General features: G+C 64.0%; 18 protein-coding genes and 1 tRNA gene. 9 read left to right on the top strand and 10 right to left on the bottom strand.

Going from position 1 to position 18,610, the window contains the following annotated elements; all coding sequences use genetic code 11:
- Window positions 1–98: 98 nt before the first annotated feature.
- From B6V74_RS08000 to B6V74_RS07990, 3 genes are read left to right on the top strand one after another with little or no spacing between them, the layout of a single operon-like run.
- On the top strand, window positions 99–1,349 hold the full coding sequence (locus B6V74_RS08000) for an efflux RND transporter periplasmic adaptor subunit (protein WP_088722472.1): 1,251 nt from the start codon (window positions 99–101) through the stop codon (window positions 1,347–1,349).
- Window positions 1,346–2,050: an ABC transporter ATP-binding protein gene (locus B6V74_RS07995; protein WP_088720062.1), complete on the top strand. Its 705-nt coding sequence runs from the start codon at window positions 1,346–1,348 to the stop codon at window positions 2,048–2,050. The genes B6V74_RS08000 and B6V74_RS07995 overlap by 4 nt, the downstream gene beginning before the upstream one ends.
- Complete coding sequence (locus tag B6V74_RS07990; RefSeq protein WP_088722471.1) at window positions 2,050–3,255, top strand: ABC transporter permease; 1,206 nt, start codon at window positions 2,050–2,052, stop codon at window positions 3,253–3,255. The genes B6V74_RS07995 and B6V74_RS07990 overlap by 1 nt, the downstream gene beginning before the upstream one ends.
- 87 nt (window positions 3,256–3,342) lie before the next feature.
- Here B6V74_RS07990 and B6V74_RS07985 read toward each other — a convergent pair whose 3' ends face one another.
- Window positions 3,343–3,654 carry an ETC complex I subunit gene (locus tag B6V74_RS07985; RefSeq protein ID WP_075774291.1) on the bottom strand — a complete coding sequence of 104 codons (312 nt, stop codon included), beginning with the start codon at window positions 3,652–3,654 and terminating at the stop codon, window positions 3,343–3,345.
- A 413-nt stretch (window positions 3,655–4,067) separates the two neighbouring features.
- On the opposite strand from B6V74_RS07985, the gene uvrB reads away from it, so the two are divergent.
- Entirely contained in the window at window positions 4,068–6,251 is a 2,184-nt protein-coding gene (uvrB, locus tag B6V74_RS07980) for an excinuclease ABC subunit UvrB (RefSeq protein WP_075774290.1), read from the top strand.
- Window positions 6,248–7,006 carry a DUF6782 family putative metallopeptidase gene (locus tag B6V74_RS07975; RefSeq protein ID WP_146694529.1) on the top strand — a complete coding sequence of 253 codons (759 nt, stop codon included), beginning with the start codon at window positions 6,248–6,250 and terminating at the stop codon, window positions 7,004–7,006. The genes uvrB and B6V74_RS07975 overlap by 4 nt, the downstream gene beginning before the upstream one ends.
- Window positions 7,007–7,009: 3 nt before the next feature.
- Here the strand turns inward: B6V74_RS07975 and B6V74_RS07970 are convergent, their stop codons facing one another.
- Window positions 7,010–7,609 carry a rhodanese-like domain-containing protein gene (locus B6V74_RS07970; RefSeq protein ID WP_075774288.1) on the bottom strand — a complete coding sequence of 200 codons (600 nt, stop codon included), beginning with the start codon at window positions 7,607–7,609 and terminating at the stop codon, window positions 7,010–7,012.
- Between the two features lie 76 nt (window positions 7,610–7,685).
- On the opposite strand from B6V74_RS07970, the gene B6V74_RS07965 reads away from it, so the two are divergent.
- Window positions 7,686–8,150, top strand: coding sequence for a YdcF family protein (locus B6V74_RS07965; RefSeq protein WP_088722470.1), 465 nt, complete (start codon window positions 7,686–7,688; stop codon window positions 8,148–8,150).
- Window positions 8,151–8,165: 15 nt separating this feature from the next.
- Here the strand turns inward: B6V74_RS07965 and B6V74_RS07960 are convergent, their stop codons facing one another.
- The 6 genes from B6V74_RS07960 to B6V74_RS07935 form a co-directional block, all read right to left on the bottom strand.
- A complete protein-coding gene (locus tag B6V74_RS07960; RefSeq protein WP_075774286.1) occupies window positions 8,166–8,438 on the bottom strand; it encodes a hypothetical protein in 273 nt (90 codons plus the stop codon).
- 100 nt (window positions 8,439–8,538) lie between these two features.
- Complete coding sequence (locus B6V74_RS07955) at window positions 8,539–8,856, bottom strand: antibiotic biosynthesis monooxygenase (protein ID WP_075774285.1); 318 nt, start codon at window positions 8,854–8,856, stop codon at window positions 8,539–8,541.
- A gap of 69 nt (window positions 8,857–8,925) precedes the next feature.
- A complete protein-coding gene (locus B6V74_RS07950; RefSeq protein WP_088722469.1) occupies window positions 8,926–10,239 on the bottom strand; it encodes a TRAP transporter large permease in 1,314 nt (437 codons plus the stop codon).
- Window positions 10,232–10,744, bottom strand: coding sequence for a TRAP transporter small permease (locus tag B6V74_RS07945; protein WP_088722468.1), 513 nt, complete (start codon window positions 10,742–10,744; stop codon window positions 10,232–10,234). Before B6V74_RS07945 ends, B6V74_RS07950 begins: the two co-directional genes overlap by 8 nt.
- Window positions 10,745–10,746: 2 nt before the next feature.
- Window positions 10,747–11,790 carry a TRAP transporter substrate-binding protein gene (locus tag B6V74_RS07940; RefSeq protein ID WP_088722467.1) on the bottom strand — a complete coding sequence of 348 codons (1,044 nt, stop codon included), beginning with the start codon at window positions 11,788–11,790 and terminating at the stop codon, window positions 10,747–10,749.
- Window positions 11,791–12,061: 271 nt separating this feature from the next.
- On the bottom strand, window positions 12,062–12,250 hold the full coding sequence (locus B6V74_RS07935) for a hypothetical protein (protein WP_172976163.1): 189 nt from the start codon (window positions 12,248–12,250) through the stop codon (window positions 12,062–12,064).
- Between the two features lie 311 nt (window positions 12,251–12,561).
- Here B6V74_RS07935 and B6V74_RS07930 point away from each other — a divergent pair, with 311 nt between their 5' ends.
- On the top strand, window positions 12,562–13,866 hold the full coding sequence (locus B6V74_RS07930) for a UDP-glucose/GDP-mannose dehydrogenase family protein (protein ID WP_088722466.1): 1,305 nt from the start codon (window positions 12,562–12,564) through the stop codon (window positions 13,864–13,866).
- Window positions 13,867–13,961: 95 nt separating this feature from the next.
- Here the strand turns inward: B6V74_RS07930 and B6V74_RS07925 are convergent, their stop codons facing one another.
- Window positions 13,962–15,152: an NAD(P)/FAD-dependent oxidoreductase gene (locus tag B6V74_RS07925; protein WP_088722633.1), complete on the bottom strand. Its 1,191-nt coding sequence runs from the start codon at window positions 15,150–15,152 to the stop codon at window positions 13,962–13,964.
- 98 nt (window positions 15,153–15,250) lie between these two features.
- Between B6V74_RS07925 and B6V74_RS07920 the strand changes: the two genes are divergently transcribed.
- Together B6V74_RS07920 and B6V74_RS07910 are read left to right on the top strand one after the other, a co-directional pair.
- Window positions 15,251–15,325 (top strand) — tRNA-Gln (locus tag B6V74_RS07920).
- A 1,704-nt stretch (window positions 15,326–17,029) separates the two neighbouring features.
- Entirely contained in the window at window positions 17,030–17,395 is a 366-nt protein-coding gene (locus B6V74_RS07910) for an FCD domain-containing protein (protein ID WP_088722464.1), read from the top strand.
- A gap of 340 nt (window positions 17,396–17,735) precedes the next feature.
- On the opposite strand, the gene B6V74_RS07905 is transcribed toward B6V74_RS07910, so the two are convergent.
- The gene (locus B6V74_RS07905; protein ID WP_088719737.1) at window positions 17,736–18,485 is read right to left on the bottom strand and encodes an aldolase/citrate lyase family protein; all 750 of its coding nucleotides are present in this window, start codon (window positions 18,483–18,485) and stop codon (window positions 17,736–17,738) included.
- Window positions 18,486–18,610: the final 125 nt, after the last annotated feature.

The raw sequence follows: 18,610 nt of genomic DNA, 5'->3' as shown, positions 1-18,610 counted from the left end.
TGTTCTAGAGCAAAGCCATAGCGGGCGACGGGGTTCATCCTTTGCGACGTATCACACCTGCCCGCCCCTGCGGGACGAGAAACCGGAACGGATTCATCATGCCGTGTCAGAGCCGCGACGAGATCGAACACGTATTGTCCAGCGCGAAAAGCCGCCGACCTTGGCGGCTCTGGGCCCTCGGCGCGGGGGCCCTCGTGATCGCGGTCGGCGCTTGGGTCTGGTTGGCGCCGCCCCGCGACAGCACCGGCACGAGCTACATCACGCAAGCCGTCACGCGCGGCGATTTGACCGTCACGGTCACCGCGACCGGCACGGTGCAGCCCACGACGGAAGTCGAGGTCTCCTCGGAGCTGTCGGGTACGCTGGCAAGCATCGATGTCGACTACAACGACGAGGTCACGGTGGGTGAGGTGCTCGCGCGGCTCGACGATACGAAATTCAAGGCGCAGGTCGCCAATGCCGAAGCCGCGCTTGCGGCCGCCAAGGCGCAGCTCGCACAGGCCGAAGCCACCCAGAAGGAAGCGACGGCACTCTACGAGACACAGGCGGAACTGGACCGGCGCGGCGTCTCGACCCATAGCACCTTCGTCACCTATATCGCGCAGCGCGATCGCGCGGTGGCGGCCGTTCAGGCCGCGAAAGCGTCGCTGACTTTGGCCGAGGCGAACCTTGCTTTGGAGAAGGACGATCTGGAGAAATCGGTCATCCGGTCCCCGATCAACGGCGTCGTTCTGGACCGCAATGTCTCGGCCGGTCAGATCGTGGCCGCCTCGCTATCCGCGCCCACCTTGTTCACGCTCGCCGAGGACCTGCGCCGCATGCAGTTGCTCGTCAATATCGACGAGGCGGATATCGGTCAGGTCGCGGTCGGCAATGACGCGACATTCACCGTCGACGCCTATTCCGGTCGCTCTTTCCCGGCGACGATCACGCAGGTGCGCTACGCCCCCGAGACAACCGACGATGTCGTGACCTACAAGGGTGTGCTGGCGGTCGACAATGCCGACCTGCTGTTGCGCCCCGGCATGACCGCGACGGCGACGATCACCGTGGACGAGGCCAAAGACGCGCTCCTGATCCCGAATGCGGCGCTGCGCTATGCGCCCCCGCAAGAGGTCGAAGACGCAGGCAATGGCGCGAGCGGGCTCATCGGCCTCGTGATACCGAGCCGACCGGGTTCGGAGAGCGGTACCGCGAGCGGGAAATCCGTCTGGGTTCTTCGCGAGGGCACCCCTGTCGAGGTTGCGGTCACGCCGGGGGCGACGAATGGCAAGTTCACGATCGTCACCGAAGGCGACCTGGTCGTCGGCGATCAGGTCATCACCGATCAGCGGGACACGTCGCGATGAGTGAGCCGCTCCTCGAACTGCGCGGAATCGAGCGCCACTACGGCCACGGGGAGACCCTCGTGCGTGCCCTCGACGGCGTGGATCTTCGCGTCGAACCGGGGGAATTCCTTGCGATCATGGGCCCCTCGGGGTCGGGAAAGTCGACCGCAATGAATATCATCGGCTGCCTCGACCGGCCGACCGCCGGGAATTACCTGTTCAACGGCGTCGAGGTCGCGACCCTGAACCGCGATCAACGGGCCCTGCTGCGCAGGCATTACCTCGGCTTCGTCTTTCAGGGCTACAACCTTCTGCCCCGCACCACCGCGCTGGAGAACGTCGAGCTTCCGCTGATCTACAAAGGGATGCGGAAGGCCGAACGCGTGGCGCGCGCCCAGCTGGCTCTGGCACGCGTCGGGCTTGAGGGGCGCGAGGATCACACGCCGTCGCAGCTCTCGGGTGGTCAGCAGCAACGGGTCGCGATCGCGCGGGCGCTTGCGGGAGAACCGATGGTGATGCTCGCGGATGAGCCCACGGGCAATCTCGACACCAAACGCAGCGTCGAGATCATGGACCTGATGCAGGATCTCAACCGCGAGTCCGGCCTGACCATCGTCATGGTCACGCATGAGGAGGATATGGCCGCCTACGCTTCGCGCCTCGTCGTCTTCACCGACGGCCGGGTCGTGCGCGACGAGAAGATGCGCGAGGGGGCCCTGTGATGCTCTGGGAAACCATCCGGCTCGCACTCACCGCGATCACCCGAAACGCGCTTCGCTCCTTTCTCACCGTGCTGGGCGTCGTGATCGGGGTGGCGGCCGTCATCGCGATGATGACCGTCGGGCAAGGTTCCTCGGAACAGGTCTCGGCGAATGTCGCCGCGCTCGGCACGAATGTTCTCGTCCTGCGATCCGGTGCGCGGATGATGGGGCCCGGATCGCGCGAGGCCGCCCCGCCCTTCAAGCTGTCGGACGCCGAGGCGCTGAAAGACCTGAGCAGCCTCTCCGCCGTCGCGCCGGTCGTCTCGACCGCGGCCACGGCCGTGTTCGGCAATAATAACCGCATGACTTCGATCACCGGGACGACCTCCGCCTATCTCGATATCGGTGGCTGGTCTCTCGCACTCGGGCGCAGCTTCACCCCAGCCGAGGATCGCAGCGGCGCCAATCTTTGCATCATCGGCGAGACCGTGCGGACGACCCTGTTCGGCGCGACCGATCCGACCGGCGAGAAGGTCCGCATCAAGGCGATTTCCTGCGAGGTGATCGGCTTGCTGAAGGCGAAAGGCGCAGGCTCGTTCGGGCAGGATCAGGACGATCTCGTCATCATGCCCATCCGAACGGTGCAAAGACGGCTGATGGGCAGTCAGGACGTTTCCACGATCTCGGTTCAGGTCGCGCCGAACGTGTCGACGGCCCGGGCGACCTCCGACATTGAGACCCTGATGCGCGAGCGGCGTCGCATCGCCATCGGCGAAGAGGACGATTTCTCGGTCTTCGACATGGCCGAGCTGAGTTCGATGCTCAATTCCGTCAACTCGGTGCTCACCGGCCTGCTCTCCTCCGTCGCGGCGGTCAGCTTGCTGGTGGGCGGCATCGGCATCATGAACATCATGCTCGTCTCGGTGACCGAGCGCACCCGCGAGATCGGCATCCGCCTCTCGGTCGGAGCGCAGGCGCATCAGGTGCTGATGCAGTTTCTGGTCGAGGCCGTGGTGCTCTCGGTTCTGGGCGGGATCATCGGCATCCTCTTCGGCCTCGGCCTCGCCTATGTCGCGTCGCGGATCATGGCGATCCCCTTCTCGCCACGCCCGGATATCATTCTTCTCGCCTTCGGCTTCTCGGCGGTAGTGGGAATGGTCTTCGGCTACTTCCCGGCGCGACGCGCGGCGCGGCTCGACCCGATCGATGCGCTTCATTACCAGTAGAGGCGGTGGCCGGGTGGCCCCTGAAACGCAAAACGGCGCTGCCACCGCAACGCCGTTCTCGTCATTCGTTGGTGATGACCTGGCCCCTCAGTGCGTCCAGTTCGCGCGGCGGTCGGTGGCGAAGTTCTCGCCGTAGCCGCGAGCGCGGACATTCGGGGCGCGCTTATGCGGCTCGGTCACGACGTAATCGATGCCCTTTTCCTTGGCATAGGCTTCCGCCGCTTCGCGTGTCTCGAAGCGCAGCCGTACCTGCGCCTGCGTGTCGTTCGAGCTGGTCCAGCCCATCAGCGGGTCGATTTCGCGAGCGTCGGCAGCGACGTAGTCGAGATACCAGAACCGCGTCTTCGCGTTGCCCGATTGCATGGCGTTGCGGGCGGGTTGGTAGATGCGCGCGCGCATGGGCAAACTCCTCTGCGATACCTCTGGCTTTTCTTAGTGCATCTGCAACAAATCGCAAGCCCCGGAGCGCAATGGCGACGGATGCGCGACGATTATGCAGGGTGCAGCGGGAAGGAAGGAAGACCGCCCGCCGCTGTTGCCCGGGCATCGGCTTTGCACAAAGAAGGTGGCGGACCTGCGGACCAACCGGAGGGCAAGCTCAGGGTGACGCGCCGCTCGTCGGTCGGACACGCCCCAAGAGGCAAAAGACGCTCCCCCGGACCGTCGCGACCCCAGGCCGAACTCCGCCACAAGCCTCTGTTAAATATGGACAATCCGACAGCACGCATTAAGCTTTCCGCAACCTCCCTCGCAAACCCTTGAATGCGAACGAAAAGAGGACAAATCTGGGGAGCAAGCAAAAGGTCTGCCCGATGCCCCACAACAATACCAATCTGCCCACCGAACGCCCCGATGTGCTTACCCGCCCCAAGCTGGAAGGCGGCAAGCGGTTCGTGATGCACACTCAGTACGCTCCGGCCGGCGACCAGCCCACCGCGATTGCAGAGCTGTCTTCCGGGGTCGAGGCGATGGAGCGCGATCAGGTGCTGCTCGGGGCGACCGGGACCGGCAAGACCTTCACCATGGCAAAGGTGATCGAGGAGACTCAGCGCCCCGCGATCATCCTCGCGCCCAACAAGACCCTGGCCGCGCAGCTCTACGGCGAGTTCAAGAGCTTCTTCCCCGAAAACTCGGTGGAATATTTCGTCTCATATTACGACTACTACCAGCCCGAAGCCTACGTGCCGCGCTCGGACACCTATATCGAGAAGGAATCGCAGATCAACGAGCAGATCGACCGGATGCGCCACTCGGCCACCCGGGCGCTTCTGGAACGTGACGACGTGATCATCGTGGCCTCGGTCTCGTGCATCTACGGCATCGGCTCGGTCGAGACCTATTCGGCGATGACGCAGGATCTCAAGACCGGCGACCTGATCGAGCAGCGCAAGTTCATCAACGAGCTGGTGGCGCAACAGTACAAACGCCTCGACGCGGCCTTCCAGCGCGGCGCGTTCCGGGTGAAGGGCGACACGGTCGATCTGTGGCCCGCCCACTTGGAGGACCGCGCCTGGCGGTTCTCCTTCTTCGGCGAAGAGCTGGAGGCGATCACGGAGTTCGACCCGCTGACGGGCGCGAAGACCGACAGTTTCGACCAGATCCGCATCTACGCGAACAGCCACTACGTCACACCACGCCCGACCCTGCAGCAAGCGGCCAAGGGCATCCGCAAGGAGCTGGCGCTCCGGCTGAAGCAGCTGGAAGAGGAAGGCAAGCTGCTGGAGGCGCAGCGCCTCGAACAGCGCACGAATTTCGACCTGGAGATGCTGGAGGCGACCGGCGTCTGCAACGGGATCGAGAACTATTCGCGCTACCTCACGGGTCGCGCACCCGGTGAGCCGCCGCCCACCCTGTTCGAATTCATCCCCGACAACGCGATCGTCTTCGCCGACGAGAGCCACGTCACCGTGCCCCAGATCGGCGGCATGTATCGCGGGGACTATCGGCGCAAGTTCACGCTGGCAGAACACGGCTTCCGCCTGCCGTCTTGCATGGATAACCGCCCTCTCAAGTTCGAGGAATGGGATGCGATGCGCCCGCAGTCGGTTTTCGTCTCGGCGACGCCCGCCGCATGGGAGCTGGAACAGACAGGCGGCGTCTTCACCGAACAGGTCATTCGCCCCACGGGCCTCCTCGACCCGGTCGTGGAGATCCGCCCGGTCGAGACGCAGGTAGACGACGTGCTCGATGAAATCCGCACCGTCGCGGCGCGCGGCTATCGCACGCTGGTCACCACGCTGACCAAACGCATGGCCGAGGATCTGACCGAATACCTGCACGAGCAGGGCGTTCGCGTGCGCTACATGCACTCCGACATCGACACGATCGAGCGGATCGAGATCTTGCGCGACCTGCGCCTGGGCGCGTTCGACGTGCTGATCGGGATCAACCTGCTGCGCGAGGGTCTGGACATTCCCGAATGCGGGCTGGTCGCGATCCTCGATGCCGACAAGGAGGGCTTCCTGCGTTCGGAAACCTCGCTGATCCAGACCATCGGCCGCGCCGCGCGGAACTCCGAGGGCCGCGTCATCATGTATGCCGACAGGATCACCGGCTCGATGCAGCGCGCGATGGACGAAACCGACCGCCGCCGCGCCAAGCAGATCGCCTATAACGAGGAACACGGCATCACGCCCGAGACGATCAAGAAGAATGTCGATGACGTTCTGGCGGGCCTCTATCAGGGCGACACCGACATGTCGCGCGTGACCGCCAAGGTTGATGCGGTGAAGCCGGGGGCCAACCTTCAGGCTCATCTGGACGACATGCGCGCGAAGATGCGCAAGGCCGCCGAAGATCTGGAATTCGAGGAAGCCGCCCGCCTGCGCGACGAGGTGAAACGTCTCGAAGCGGTGGACCTCGCCGTCCACGACGACCCGCTCGCACGACAGTCCGCAGTGGAAGCGGCAAGCGAGGCTGCGGTCAAGGCGACGGGCCGGTCTACTGCGGGTCGCCCGGGCCAGCGCGGGGGTGTGAAGCGGCGGAAGGGTCGGTGAGGCTTGTCCGACGCTTCTTGCTGAGCCTCTGGCTCGGTGCGCTCGCCCTGCCCGCGCAGGCCCAGACCCTAACCTGCGCCGCACCGCCATTCGACGATCCCCCCGAGGTCGCAACCATCGTCGATCAGCTGCGTCCCGCGCTTGACCGCTGGCCGAGCCTGCATGTTGCGCTCTTTCGAGACGCTAGAGAGCTGTGTGTTGCCGACACGCTGCACGATGCGCGGGGATATTTCGAGCCGCGCTCCTCCCGGCTCGTGATCGCCACCGATATGGCACCCGCCTTGCAAAAGGCAGTTCTGATTCACGAATTGCGCCATCTGGAGCAGAAATTCCACGGCTCCTGCCCCGAGCCGAACCTGTCGATGAAGGAAAACGCCCGCGCGATCTTCGCGATGGAGGCCGATGCCACCACCTACAGTCTCGCTGTCGCCTGGGATTTGCGCAAAGCCGGGATGCCCGACACCTGGAACGCGCTGGCGACCTGGCCAATGCAGGCCGATATCGCGACCGCGTTCGAGGCCGAAATGGGCCGCTCGGGCGATCTCATCAGTGCGGCCAGCGCCGCTTTCACCCAATGGTACGCGAAAGACGAACGACGCGAGCTATACTACCTCGCGTCGTGCAGCGATTATCTCGAGTCCCGCGACCGGGACCACAGAATGCTCAGCTATGATCGACTTTCCAGCGGCTTCTTCAACGCGCTTTGTCGGCTTCCCGATGGCGAAGCCTACCCTTGCGCAGAATCCGGAGGATGAGGGTCAGCCGCCGCTGACCGTCAAGCCCAGCAGCCGCCATTGCTGCATCCCGCCGCGGTAGTAATAGATCTTTTCCGCCGGGAAGCCGGCTTCGATCATCCGGCGCGCGGCTGTCGGCGACTGGCCGCACCACGGACCGTTGCAGTAAAGCGCGACCGATTTCACGTCCGGACCATCGCAGATGAAGCCCTCGAAATCGGGCTGACAGCCAAGCTCGCCCAGACGATCGGGGGCTTCCATATAGGGAATATTGATCGCACCGGGGATCGCACCGCCCTCAAAATCGCGGGTCACACGTCCATCGACGACCACCACGTTGGGATCCTTGAGAAACTCCATCATCTCCAGTTCACCCACCGGGGTCACACCCGGCGCCGGGATCATCGGCTGGATGCAGAAATTCGGACAGGGGCGCGAGGTCTTGGCCCACTCGCCTTCCAGCTTGTTCTCGTTATCCTGAATCCGCTTGATCTCGACCGGCCCCTTGGCAGTCTCCACGGTCACGGACATAACGTCCGGGCGAATATTCACCGGCTCGGCGAAAGCGGGCGCGGTCAGAACAGGCGCGGCAACAAGCAGCGCGGCAAGAAACATGAAACGCATGATAACCTCCCTTTTTCGTGATCTTAACATAACTCCCGGCCTTGTCGCCGGACGTGCGGATCTTTAGCTCAACGAAATGAGAGCGATTTTGATCCTCGGTGCGGCGGTCTGGGCGGAGGGCGCCCCGTCCCCCACCTTGCTACGGCGCACGCGGCACGCGGCTGCGCTATGGCACGCGGGCGCGGCGGAGCGGGTGATCTGCTGCGGGGGTGTCGGGCGGTATCCACCGAGCGAGGCGGAAGTGATGGCCCGGATATTGCGCGCGGAAGGTGTGGATTCTGAGGCGATCCTTCTCGAAGATCGCTCGACCAGCACTTACGAGAATATCGGCTTCGCGCAGGCGCATCTGGATGGCGACGAGGTAACCATCGTGACCGATCCCTACCACGCACCGCGCGCGGTGATGATCGCGCGCCGGATGGGGCTGCGGGCACGCGCGGATTGCCCCACGCACCGCGCAAGCGCGAAGGCCCGCGCCCGCGAAGGCTTCGCCTACCTGAAGCTGGGATGGTGGATAGCGCGGGGCGGGCCCTTGCCCTGACCCGCGCCGCATGCGTTAGTCGAGGATCATCTTGCCGATGATCAGCACGATCACCGCCCCGACAAGCGCGATGGCGATTATCGCAAGCAGGCCGCCCGCCGCAAGCACCGCTCCGCCCAGAAGGGCCACGATGAACGGGGTGATGAGGGCGCCGACGACGCCGATCGCCAGATAGGCGGCTTTGTGACGTCCGCCCGAGACGACGCTCGCGATCCAGCCCGCCAGCAGACCTGCGAGCACGAGAAGGATCAGGCCGACGGTGCCGATTGCTTGCAGAACGCTTTCCATGATTTCACTCCGATATGTCTTTTCACATCAACGCGAGGCGCGCTCTGAAGTTCCCTCTTCGCGCGCCTATTTCGGCAGCGCAGCGCCCCGTGCGCGCCAGTCAGAAATCGGCGGAGACTTCGTACATCACCGGCTCGAAATTGCGGCAGAGCGTGTAGATGACCCGGTTGCGCTCGATCATCTCGGGGCTGCGCAGCATCGCCTGATAGTCGCCGCGCTCGTGCCATTTGGAATAGGTCGCGATCCGCGTGCGCGCGTCGTTCATATGCAGCCCCGCGCCGATGAAACCGGGCGCTTTCGAGATTACCTCGGCATAGGCGGCTTGCAGCTTCTCCATCAATTCGTCGGCTGTGGCGGGCGTCATCTCGAAGGTGCAGATCACGGTCTGCCCTTTGAAATCGCTGGTAATCTCGGTCATGGGCGGTCCTCCTCCGGGTCATGCTCGCACAGAAGCGCGCAGAAATCACCGCTCTTTTGTTCTCCCGTATCAGAGCGGCAGAAGCGCCAGCGCCGGGATTGCTACGATCAGCGCGATCCGGATCAGATCGGCGCCGACGAACCAGCTGACCGCGCCCCAGCTCGCGCGGCCCGGCCCCTGCCCTTCGATGGCGGAAATGACGAAGAGGTTCATGCCCACGGGCGGCGTGATCAGCCCGACCTCGACCACGATCAGCACCAGCACCCCGAACCAGATCGCGAGTGCCTGCGGGTCGAGGCCGAAATCGAGCCCCGCGACGATCGGCCAGAAGGTCGGCACAGTCAGCAGGATCATCGAGAGGCTGTCCATGAAGCAGCCGAGCACGAGATAAAGAACCAGCATCGCGATCAGCACAGCCCACGGAGACACCCCCGCGCCGGTGATCATCTGCGCGAGTTCCTGCGGGAAGCGCGCGAAGCCGAGGAACCCGTTATAGACCGCCGCGCCAAGGATGATGAAGAACACCATCCCGGTCGTCTGCGCGGTCTCCAAAAGGGCGCGCACCAGCCCGCCTCCGCGCAAGCCCCCCGAGGCCCAGGCGGCGATCCCGGTCAGCGCCGCGCCGATGGCCGCACCTTCGGTGGGCGAGACGATGCCGCCATAGATGCCACCTACGACGAGTGCGAAGATCGCGACCACTGGCCAGATTCCAATCAGCGCCCGCACACGTTGGGTCAAATTGAGCGCAGCGCGCGGAGCGCCGGCGGCGTCAGGATGCCGGATCAGGTAGGCGCGTGTCGCGATCACGTAGCCCAGAACCGCCAGCAGCCCCGGCAGCACGGCGGCGGCGAAGAGCGTCGCGATGTTCTGCTCGGTGAGGATCGCGAAGATCACCAGTACGATCGAGGGCGGGATCAGGATGCCGAGCGTGCCGCCCGCCGCGAGTGTCGCGGTGGCGAGCGCGCTCGAATAGCCCGCCGCCCGCATCTCGGGCAGTGCCACACGCCCCATCGTCGCCGCCGTCGCGAGCGAGGAGCCGCAGATCGCACCAAAGCCCGCGCAGGCTGCGATCGCTGACATCGCCAGCCCGCCCCGCCGGTGCCCGATCAGCGCGTCCGCGGCGCGAAACAGCGCCCGGCTCATCCCGCCCTGGGTCGCGAATTGCCCCATCAGCAGGAACATCGGGATCACAGACAGCTCGTAATGGGCGAATGTCGAAAACCCCTCGTTCTTCATCTTGGCGAGCCAGATCTGCGGGCTTCCGGTCAGCGCCCAGAGCCCGCCTGCGCCCAAGATCAGCATGGCCAGCCCGATCGGCGCGCGCAGGGCGATCATCAGCAGCAATAGCGGGAAAGAGGTCAATGCGAGGGCGAAATCACTCATCGTATCTCCCGCCAGCCGCAAGCCGCCAGCCGTTCCACGTGGCCACCACGGCTGAGCCCCATGCGCCGGGCAAGCAGGCCGCATAGCCCCACCAGAGCGGCAGCCCCAGCAGGAAGGTCGTGGTGCCCGAGCGCATCTTCGCCCCCATACCCAATCCGATCCGCCACGCGATCACAGCGAACAACACCGCCGCCACCAACTGCCAGAACAGGTCAAGCCAGCGCGCCGAACGGCCACGCAGGATCTCGACCCGCGCATGGGCGTGGCGCAGTTGCACCAAGGGGACCATAGCGTAGACGATGGCAGGCAGGCTCAGTTCGACGATCTCGAAACCTGCCTTGAACGGGCCTATCCCAACGCCTCCGGGGAGCCAACCGCCTTGCGCGCCCTTCAAGCCGAGCGCGCCGAGGCTGGAGAGACAGGTCATCACGACCAGCGCCAATAGCACCAGCCCGCCGAGCAGCGCGAGCCCCTGCGCCGCCCTCTCGATCGCGCCGCGAGCCATGCTCAGAACAAGTGTTTCTCGATCAGGGCGCGCGCGGTTTCCAGTAGCTCATCGCCCGGCACGCCGTTCTCTTTCATCTCGGCGACCCATGCGTCGATCACGGGCTGCGAGGCGTCTCTCCACATAGGTGTATCCTCGGCCGGGATCGTGATGATCTCGTTGCCCAGATCCATCGCGGCCTGACGCGAGGGGATATCCTCGGCCTGCTGCAAACGGCCCGCCTGCGCCGAGAAGTCGGCGCCGGAGACGCTGTCGATCGCGGCTTGCAGTTCGGGATCAAGCGCGGCGTAGCGCTCCTTGTTCATCGCGAGGATGAAGCTCGCGGTGTAGATCGACGGCCCGGCGAATTGCGTGTGATGGTGGACCAGCTCGCCGATATGCAACGAGGCGGACACCTCCCAGGGCAAAAGCGCCCCGTCGATCGTCCCGCGGGAAAGCGCCTCGGGCACAGAAGGCACCGGCATCCCGACTGCCGTCGCGCCGAAATGCTCCAGCAGCTTCGTCGTCACCCGCGAAGGCCCGCGCAGTTTCAGCCCCTCGAAATCGGGAATGTTCCGCACCGCCTTGTTCGCGTGGATAACGCCCGGCCCGTGCACCCAGGTGCCCAGAAGATGGAAGTCGCGAAAATCCGTGTCGACCATCTCCGCTTGCGCCAATTCCCACAGCGCTGCGGAGGCCGCCTCGGCCTCGGCGACCATGAAGGGCAGCTCCATCACCTCGGTGCGCGGGAAACGTCCCGGCGTGTAGCCCGGCAGTGTCCAGACGATGTCGACCACCCCATCGGTGACCTGATCGACGAGATCGGTCGGTTTCCCGCCCAACTGCATGGAGGGGTAGTGCTGGATGCGAACCCGGCCCTGCGTCGCCTCCTCGACCGCCTTGATCCACGGTGTGAGGATATGGGCGGGCACGAAGCTGGTCAGCGGCAGGAACTGGTGGAGTCGCAGAGTGACCTCCGGCTCGTCGGCCAACACGGGCGGCGCGGCCAGGGCGGCGGCGCCTGCGGCAAGGGCGAAACTCTCACGGCGGGTGAATCTCTGGCTCATGCGGGGCTCCCTCTCACGCAGTCCAGAGCGGATTTACCCGGCGGATGCCCCGACGTCCAGTTTTGCTTTTCCCGAGAGGACGGGATCTGTCATGCGGCGCGCGATCCGGTGCCCCGCTCGGGCGGATCCCTCCTCTTTCCGCAAAAGAAAAACCCGCGCCAAGCGCGGGCTTTTCCTGTCCCCGGAGCGTCAGGCCCTACCCCGTATCTCCGGAAATGAAAGAGGCCGGAACGCTAACGTCCGGCCTCTTCCAATTCGGTGTTAACCGAAATTAGTTGTTCGAGGCTGCGACAGCAACGCCGAGCAGCAGCAGAACCGGGATGATGATGCCGGCGTTCGAGGACGACGACTGCTCAACCACGACGGGCTCGGGCTCGACGACCGGAGCGGTGTAGCCACCGGCGAAAGCGGTCGAACCGGTGAGGCCGAGGGCCAGGGCGATGGTAGCGATCTTTTTCATAGTAATCTCCGTCATTACCGTAGGGAGCCGCCGGGTTTTCTGGCAGCTTCCCGGCGAGACTTACACAGCTTCCCGGGATTGCAAAGAGTGAATTACACGGCCCATTCACGCAGAGGCGAAGACTGTTGCACTTTGGCACGTTTATTGCATGAAATGCCCACAATTCGTGTCTAACGCGGCACATGGCACCATTCTGCGCTTCTTGAGCGGCGCGGATTCTGAGAAGAATTACCAGAACTTGCCGGGAAATGGCTTGCATCTTCGCCGCCCGGGAATCAAGGCATCGACATAGCACAGGCAAGGACGAGAATATGAAAATCGCGATGATCGGCACGGGCTATGTTGGCCTTGTTTCGGGGGTCTGTTTCTCGGATTTCGGCCATGAGGTCGTTTGCGTCGACAAGGACCCCGCAAAGATCGAAATGCTCGAGGGCGGCCGCGTGCCGATCTACGAGCCGGGCCTCGACGATTTAATGGTGAAGAACGTCGAAAGCGGGCGTCTTTCCTTCACCACCGACCTGAAGAAAGCCGTTGCAGGCGCCGATGCGGTCTTCATCGCGGTGGGCACGCCGACGCGGCGCGGCGATGGCCATGCGGACCTGACCTATGTGATGGCCGCCGCCGAGGAGATCGCCAATGCGATGACCGGCTATGCGGTGATCGTGACGAAATCGACCGTGCCGGTGGGCACCAACCGTCAGGTCGCGGAGGTCGTGCGCAAGACCCGCCCCGACATCGAGTTCGACGTGGCCTCGAACCCCGAATTCCTGCGCGAGGGCGCGGCGATCGACGATTTCATGCGGCCCGACCGGGTCGTCGTCGGCACCACCTCCGAGAAGGCCGAGGCTGTGATGGGCGAGATCTACCGCCCGCTCTTCCTGCGCGAATTCCCGATCCTCTATACCGATCTGGAAACCGCCGAGATGATCAAATACGCGGCCAACGCGTTTCTCGCGACGAAGATCACCTTCATCAACGAGATCGCGCGGCTCTGCGAGAAGACCGGCGCCGATATCAAGCAGGTCTCGCGCGGCATGGGTCTCGACGGCCGGATCGGCAACAAGTTCCTGCATGCAGGTCCGGGCTATGGCGGCTCGTGTTTCCCGAAGGACACGGCGGCGCTCGCGCGGATCGGTCAGGACTACTCCTGCCCGATGGAGATCGTCGAAACCGTCATCAAGGTGAATGACGACATCAAGCGCCGGATGATCGAGAAGGTCGTCGATCTCTGCGGCGGCTCGGTCAATGGCAAGACGATCGCGGTCTATGGCGTGACCTTCAAGCCGAACACCGACGACATGCGCGAGGCCCCTGCCCTGACCATCGTGCCCGCGCTGGTGGGCGGCGGCGCGAAGGTCCGCGTGGTCGACCCGCAGGGCAAGCGCGAGGGCGAAGCGCTGCTGCCGGGCGTGTCCTGGATGGATGACGCCTATGCGGCAGCCGAGAAGGCCGATTGCGTGGTCATCCTGACCGAGTGGAACGAGTTCCGCGCGCTCGACCTGCAGAAGATCGCGACGACGATGGAGACCGCGCGCATGGCCGACCTGCGCAACATCTACTCCGAGAAGGACGTCAGGAAGGCGGGCTTCGCGGATTACGTTGCGGTCGGGCGGTAAGGAAGCGGCCGCGCCGGGATCGGCCCCGGGGAGGGGGCTCTGCCCCCGCCCTTCGGCCCCCCGGGATATTTTTCCCAAGAGGAAGGGAAGGCCGCCTAGGCCACCTGCCCCGCCGCCCAGCCGGACGCCCAGGCCCACTGGAAGTTGTAGCCACCGAGCCAGCCGGTGACATCGACCACCTCGCCGATGAAATAGAGCCCTCGCACCTGCTTGGCTTCCATCGTCTTCGCGTCGAGCGCATCGGTGGACACGCCGCCCAGCGTGACCTCCGCCGTGCGATAGCCTTCCGAGCCCACGGGCCGCACCTGCCAGCGATGAATCTGATCGTCGAGCTTGGCCAGATCCTTGTTCGATTGCTCGGCCAGCCGCCCCTTGAGCTTTGCCTCCGCCACCACAAATTGCGCGAGCTTCTCCGGCAGATGCCGCGCAAGCGCATTGTGCAGCGCCTGCCGGCCCGCCGCGTCGCGCTGCTCAGCCAGCGCCGCCGCGATGTCATCGCCTGGCGCGAGATCGACCCTGAGCGTGTCGCCCTCGCGCCAATAGCTGGATATCTGCAGGATTGCAGGGCCGGACAGCCCGCGATGGGTGAACAGCAGATCCTCGGCGAAATGCGTCTTGCCGAGCCGCAGATCGACGGGCCGCGCCAGGCCGGACAGCGGCGCGGTGCGCGCCAGATCCTGCTCGGCGAAGGTCAGGGGCACCAGAGCGGGGCGCGTCTCGACGATCTCGAGGCCGAAGCGCTGCGCGATCTCGTAGCCGAGGCTAGACGCCCCCATCTTCGGGATCGACTTGCCGCCCGTCGCCACAATCACCGAAGCCGCGCGGATCGGGCCTTGCGAGGTCGTCACCAGGAAACCTTCGCCCTCGCGCTCCACCCGGTCGATCGAGGTCTCGAGCGACAGCTCGCCCCCTGCCGCACGCAGATCGCGCAGCAGCAGGTCGATGATCTGCGTAGCCTTCCCGTCGCAGAACAGCTGGCCGAGATGTTTCTCGTGCCACGCGATCCCTGCCGCATCCAACCGCGCGATGAAATCCGCAGGCGTATAGCGCGACAGCGCCGAGAGAGCGAAGCGGGGATTGCGCGACAGGAAGCGTTCGGTCGCATTCTGCCGGGTCAGTAGCCGGTTGGTGAAGTTGCACCGCCCGCCGCCGGAGATTCGAATCTTCTCGCCCGGGCGCCGTGCGTGGTCGAGCACGCGCACCGACCGCCCGCGCCGCGCCGCCTCGATCCCGGCCATCAGCCCGGCAGCGCCCGCGCCGAGTATCACAACATCGCATTTTTCCATGCCGCCTCGCTTGCCGTAGCGGCGCATGACGCGCAATCGAAATTTGTCGGATTTTCCTCTTGAAGCCCCGCGCGAGCTTGGCTAGATAGCCCCCAAGTTGGGGCGTAGCCAAGTGGTAAGGCACCGGTTTTTGGTACCGCGCACCGTAGGTTCGAATCCTACCGCCCCAGCCACTCTCCTTTTTTTATAGCGAAACCAGCTAATTGCGGACCGGACCAGTTTCGCAAACGGAACACTTTTGCGGATCACGTTCCCGAACTATCAGGGCATTCATCCTCTTCGAGTCGAAGGATCGCTTTCGCCCACTCTACAGCCGCAAGCTCGGCCTCCATCTCTCGCTCAGCGCGCAGGAAAATCGGAAGATGCACTCGATCATTTAGAAAGAGCGCAGCATGCGCCTCAGGCCATTCAACGTTACTCGGTCGTTCATTAGACTTCTGCTGTGACGAAAAGAGCGACGCCCTGAGGGCACGCCCTATGGATGCGACCGCAAGGGACGGGCGATCAAGCAGCGCGCAGAACCTCACCCGCCCAAATTTCCCGGCAGCAATCGGGCATGACGCCCGCAGCCCCCAACGACACGAGCCGAAGGTGAGGGCTCTCACTTCTGTTGCCCGCGCCAAGGTCTTGGTCGTTTTTGGGCGAGAGCAGACATTCGCTGCATTGACGGTGCTCATCTCAGGTCGCTACCTGCCACGAAGTCCATGGCCAGCACTCAACCGAAGCTTGTCGCACTATCCAATAATGCCCTTTGTCTAAGCGCTCACGCTTTCCCTCACGTCTTCAGCTTCGCCTGTTCGAGCGACCAGTATTCCATGTCGAACAGCTCGCGCTCGGAAATCGGGGCGAAGCGCCCGAACTCTTCCGCCGCGTTCACGATGCCTCTCCTTGAAATCCTGCGAGATGTTCAATCCCAAGGATGAGCTGCGTCAGCGTGGAACGGGCCCAAGAAAGTGGATCGAGGATATCTGAGAGCGTGGCAAAGGCACGGCCGAAAATTAGTGCGATCATCTAAAAGATTTGGGTGAATTCGAAATAGACGTCAGTTTTCACAGCGGGCTCCCGTTTGACGCTGAACGATCTCACTGATCGTCGATATGCCGATCATCGGCATTAGGGTGTGCGTGAGATGTTGACGCTCGCGTTGCTCCTTGTGAGGCTTTGCGCCAGAAGTCGGGGCGTGTCGGGGGGTTTAGGAATGGATAACGAGGTGCACGGAAAGTGCCAGTGTGGAGCCGTAAGGTTTCGTATATCGGGAGAGTTCGAGAGCTTCTTCCTGTGCCATTGCGGACGCTGCCGCAAAGATAGCGGCACGGCCCATTCCGCGAACCTGTTTTCATCGACTGCTGAGATCACCTGGATGTCCGGGGCGGAAAACATCAGGGTGTTTCGCGTTCCCGGGACACAGCATGTGAAGAGCTTCTGTGCAGACTGCGGGTCGGCGCTGCCGTTCTGTCAAGCGCATGATGGCTCGCTCGTCGTTCCAGCGGGCTCACTCGATAGCCCGCTCGAAATACGACCCACCGCGCATATTTGCGTTTCCAGTCGCGCGAACTGGGACAATGACCTGGCCTCGATCGAAAGGCACGACGGGCTTCCCGGTCGATCCGAGTAGGTTGGGGGCCCGTCACGCACTGCATCCAGAGAGGGAAAAGCGCCTCTCACTGCGTCCTTATATTCGTGCCGTTCTTGCCCCGCCTGAGCGACCGCGGCTGTGATTTCGGCCGCTTTCCTCGGGGAAGAGATCGATTGTCGGCGAAACGAAGAAAACGCTGATCGCGAAGAGCATACTGGTTTCCAAGGCGAAGGTGGGCACCCGCGTCTGCCCGACCACGGAATGGAACATGTTCGACACGGGTGTGCTGCGCTGACACACGATGCAGCGGCGCTCGGTTTCCTTTCTGGCCGCCTTGTCGGCACATTGCGATGCGTTGGAGGTTGCCGCGAGCCGCGGTGCGTTCGCGCTCGCGGTTCTCGATCTCCATCGCCAGATCCTGCGTCTGTCGGGTAACCGTTTTCTCCAGTCACTCTGCGATCCCCTGCAGACCGCGCTCTATTCGCTCTTGGCGAGCGAGACCGAAGACCAGAAGCGCGGACCGTCCAAAATGGCCAAGGTCGTCGCCCTTCATAGCGCAATCGTCAGGGCCGTCGAAAACCGCGAGCCGGAGGCCGCAAAGAAAGCGATGAAAGCCGTCCTGGAGCGCTCCAGCGATGAATGTCTACGCTCCCGCGGGATGGGCTGAGCCCAGCTCCGCCCCCAGAAAATTGGACCGTTTGAAACTGGAATTTTCCGCTACGCTTCCTTGGCTGTAAGAGAAGTGCAATCGCAAGAAGGCGAGCAAAGCACGGCGCGACAGGCAACAAGGCCCCGATCACGCTGACGAAATCGGGGTGGCGTCACCAGCCCGCCACCCTGATCAAAGCCGGCGACATCCTCCTCTACCGCTGCGCGCGTCGCGTGGGTACAGAGCCTGCTCGGCATGCAACAGCTCCAAAAGAACGTGCCGTCGCCGATCTCAGCGCTGACCGAGCTCTGTAACGTCATGGCATCAGGCGTGACCTCTGTCGCGTCCGAAGGTGCCCTTACCCAAGGGTGAGCCCCTTGCGCAGTGCGATCAGGTCGATGTCACGGGAGACGAAAACGGCGCCGGCCTCGAGCGCACGCTGATAGACCTCGTCGTCGGTGGTCAGGATGCCCGGCGGCAGGCCCGCGGCGCGGATGCGCGTGATCGCATCTAGCACCGCCGCAGTAGTCTCGGGGTGCGAAGGCTCGCCCGGGTGCCCAAGCGAGGCGGCCAGATCCGCAGGTCCGACGAAGATTCCGTCAACCCCGGGCACGGCCGCGATCTCTTCGAGATTGGAGAGGCCCTCGACGCTCTCGATCTGTACGACAAGACAGATCTCTTCACGTGCGACCTTGTGATAGCCCGGGACCGTCGCGAAGCGCGTGGCGCGGTTCATGCCGGAGACCCCACGCATGCCCCGCGGCGGATATTCGACCGCCGCCACCGCAGCGCGCGCCATCTCTGCGTCGTGCACCATCGGCACGAGGATCGTCTGCGCGCCGAGGTCGAGGATTTTCTTGATCTCCGCCGCGTCGAGAGAGCCGGGCCGCACGATCGGCGAGAGAGGATACGGGGCCACCGCCTGCAGCAGCGGCAAAACACTGCGCGGGTCGAGCGCCGAATGCTCGGTGTCGAACATCATCCAGTCGTAACCGCAGCCGGCGATCAGCTCGGTGGCGAGCGGATCGCTCATCGTGCACCAACAGCCCCGCTGGACCTCGAAGGCTTTCAGCGCGGCTTTGAACGAATTCCTTGGCAGATCGACCATCGTGACTTTCTCTCTTGTTGACCTCGGCACGCGCGGGAGGGATGCCCGGGGCCGTCTTGAAAAGGTTGGTTCGGAGCTTATTCGAAACAGACGCGGGTCGCACTTCGCAAACAGCGATCCGCCGG

It is taken from the genome of Thioclava sp. F42-5, assembly GCF_002213195.1.
GTDB lineage: Bacteria > Pseudomonadota > Alphaproteobacteria > Rhodobacterales > Rhodobacteraceae > Thioclava > Thioclava nitratireducens.
The sequence above is the reverse complement of the archived record's forward strand: the minus strand, read 5'-3'. Positions and strand labels throughout refer to the sequence as shown.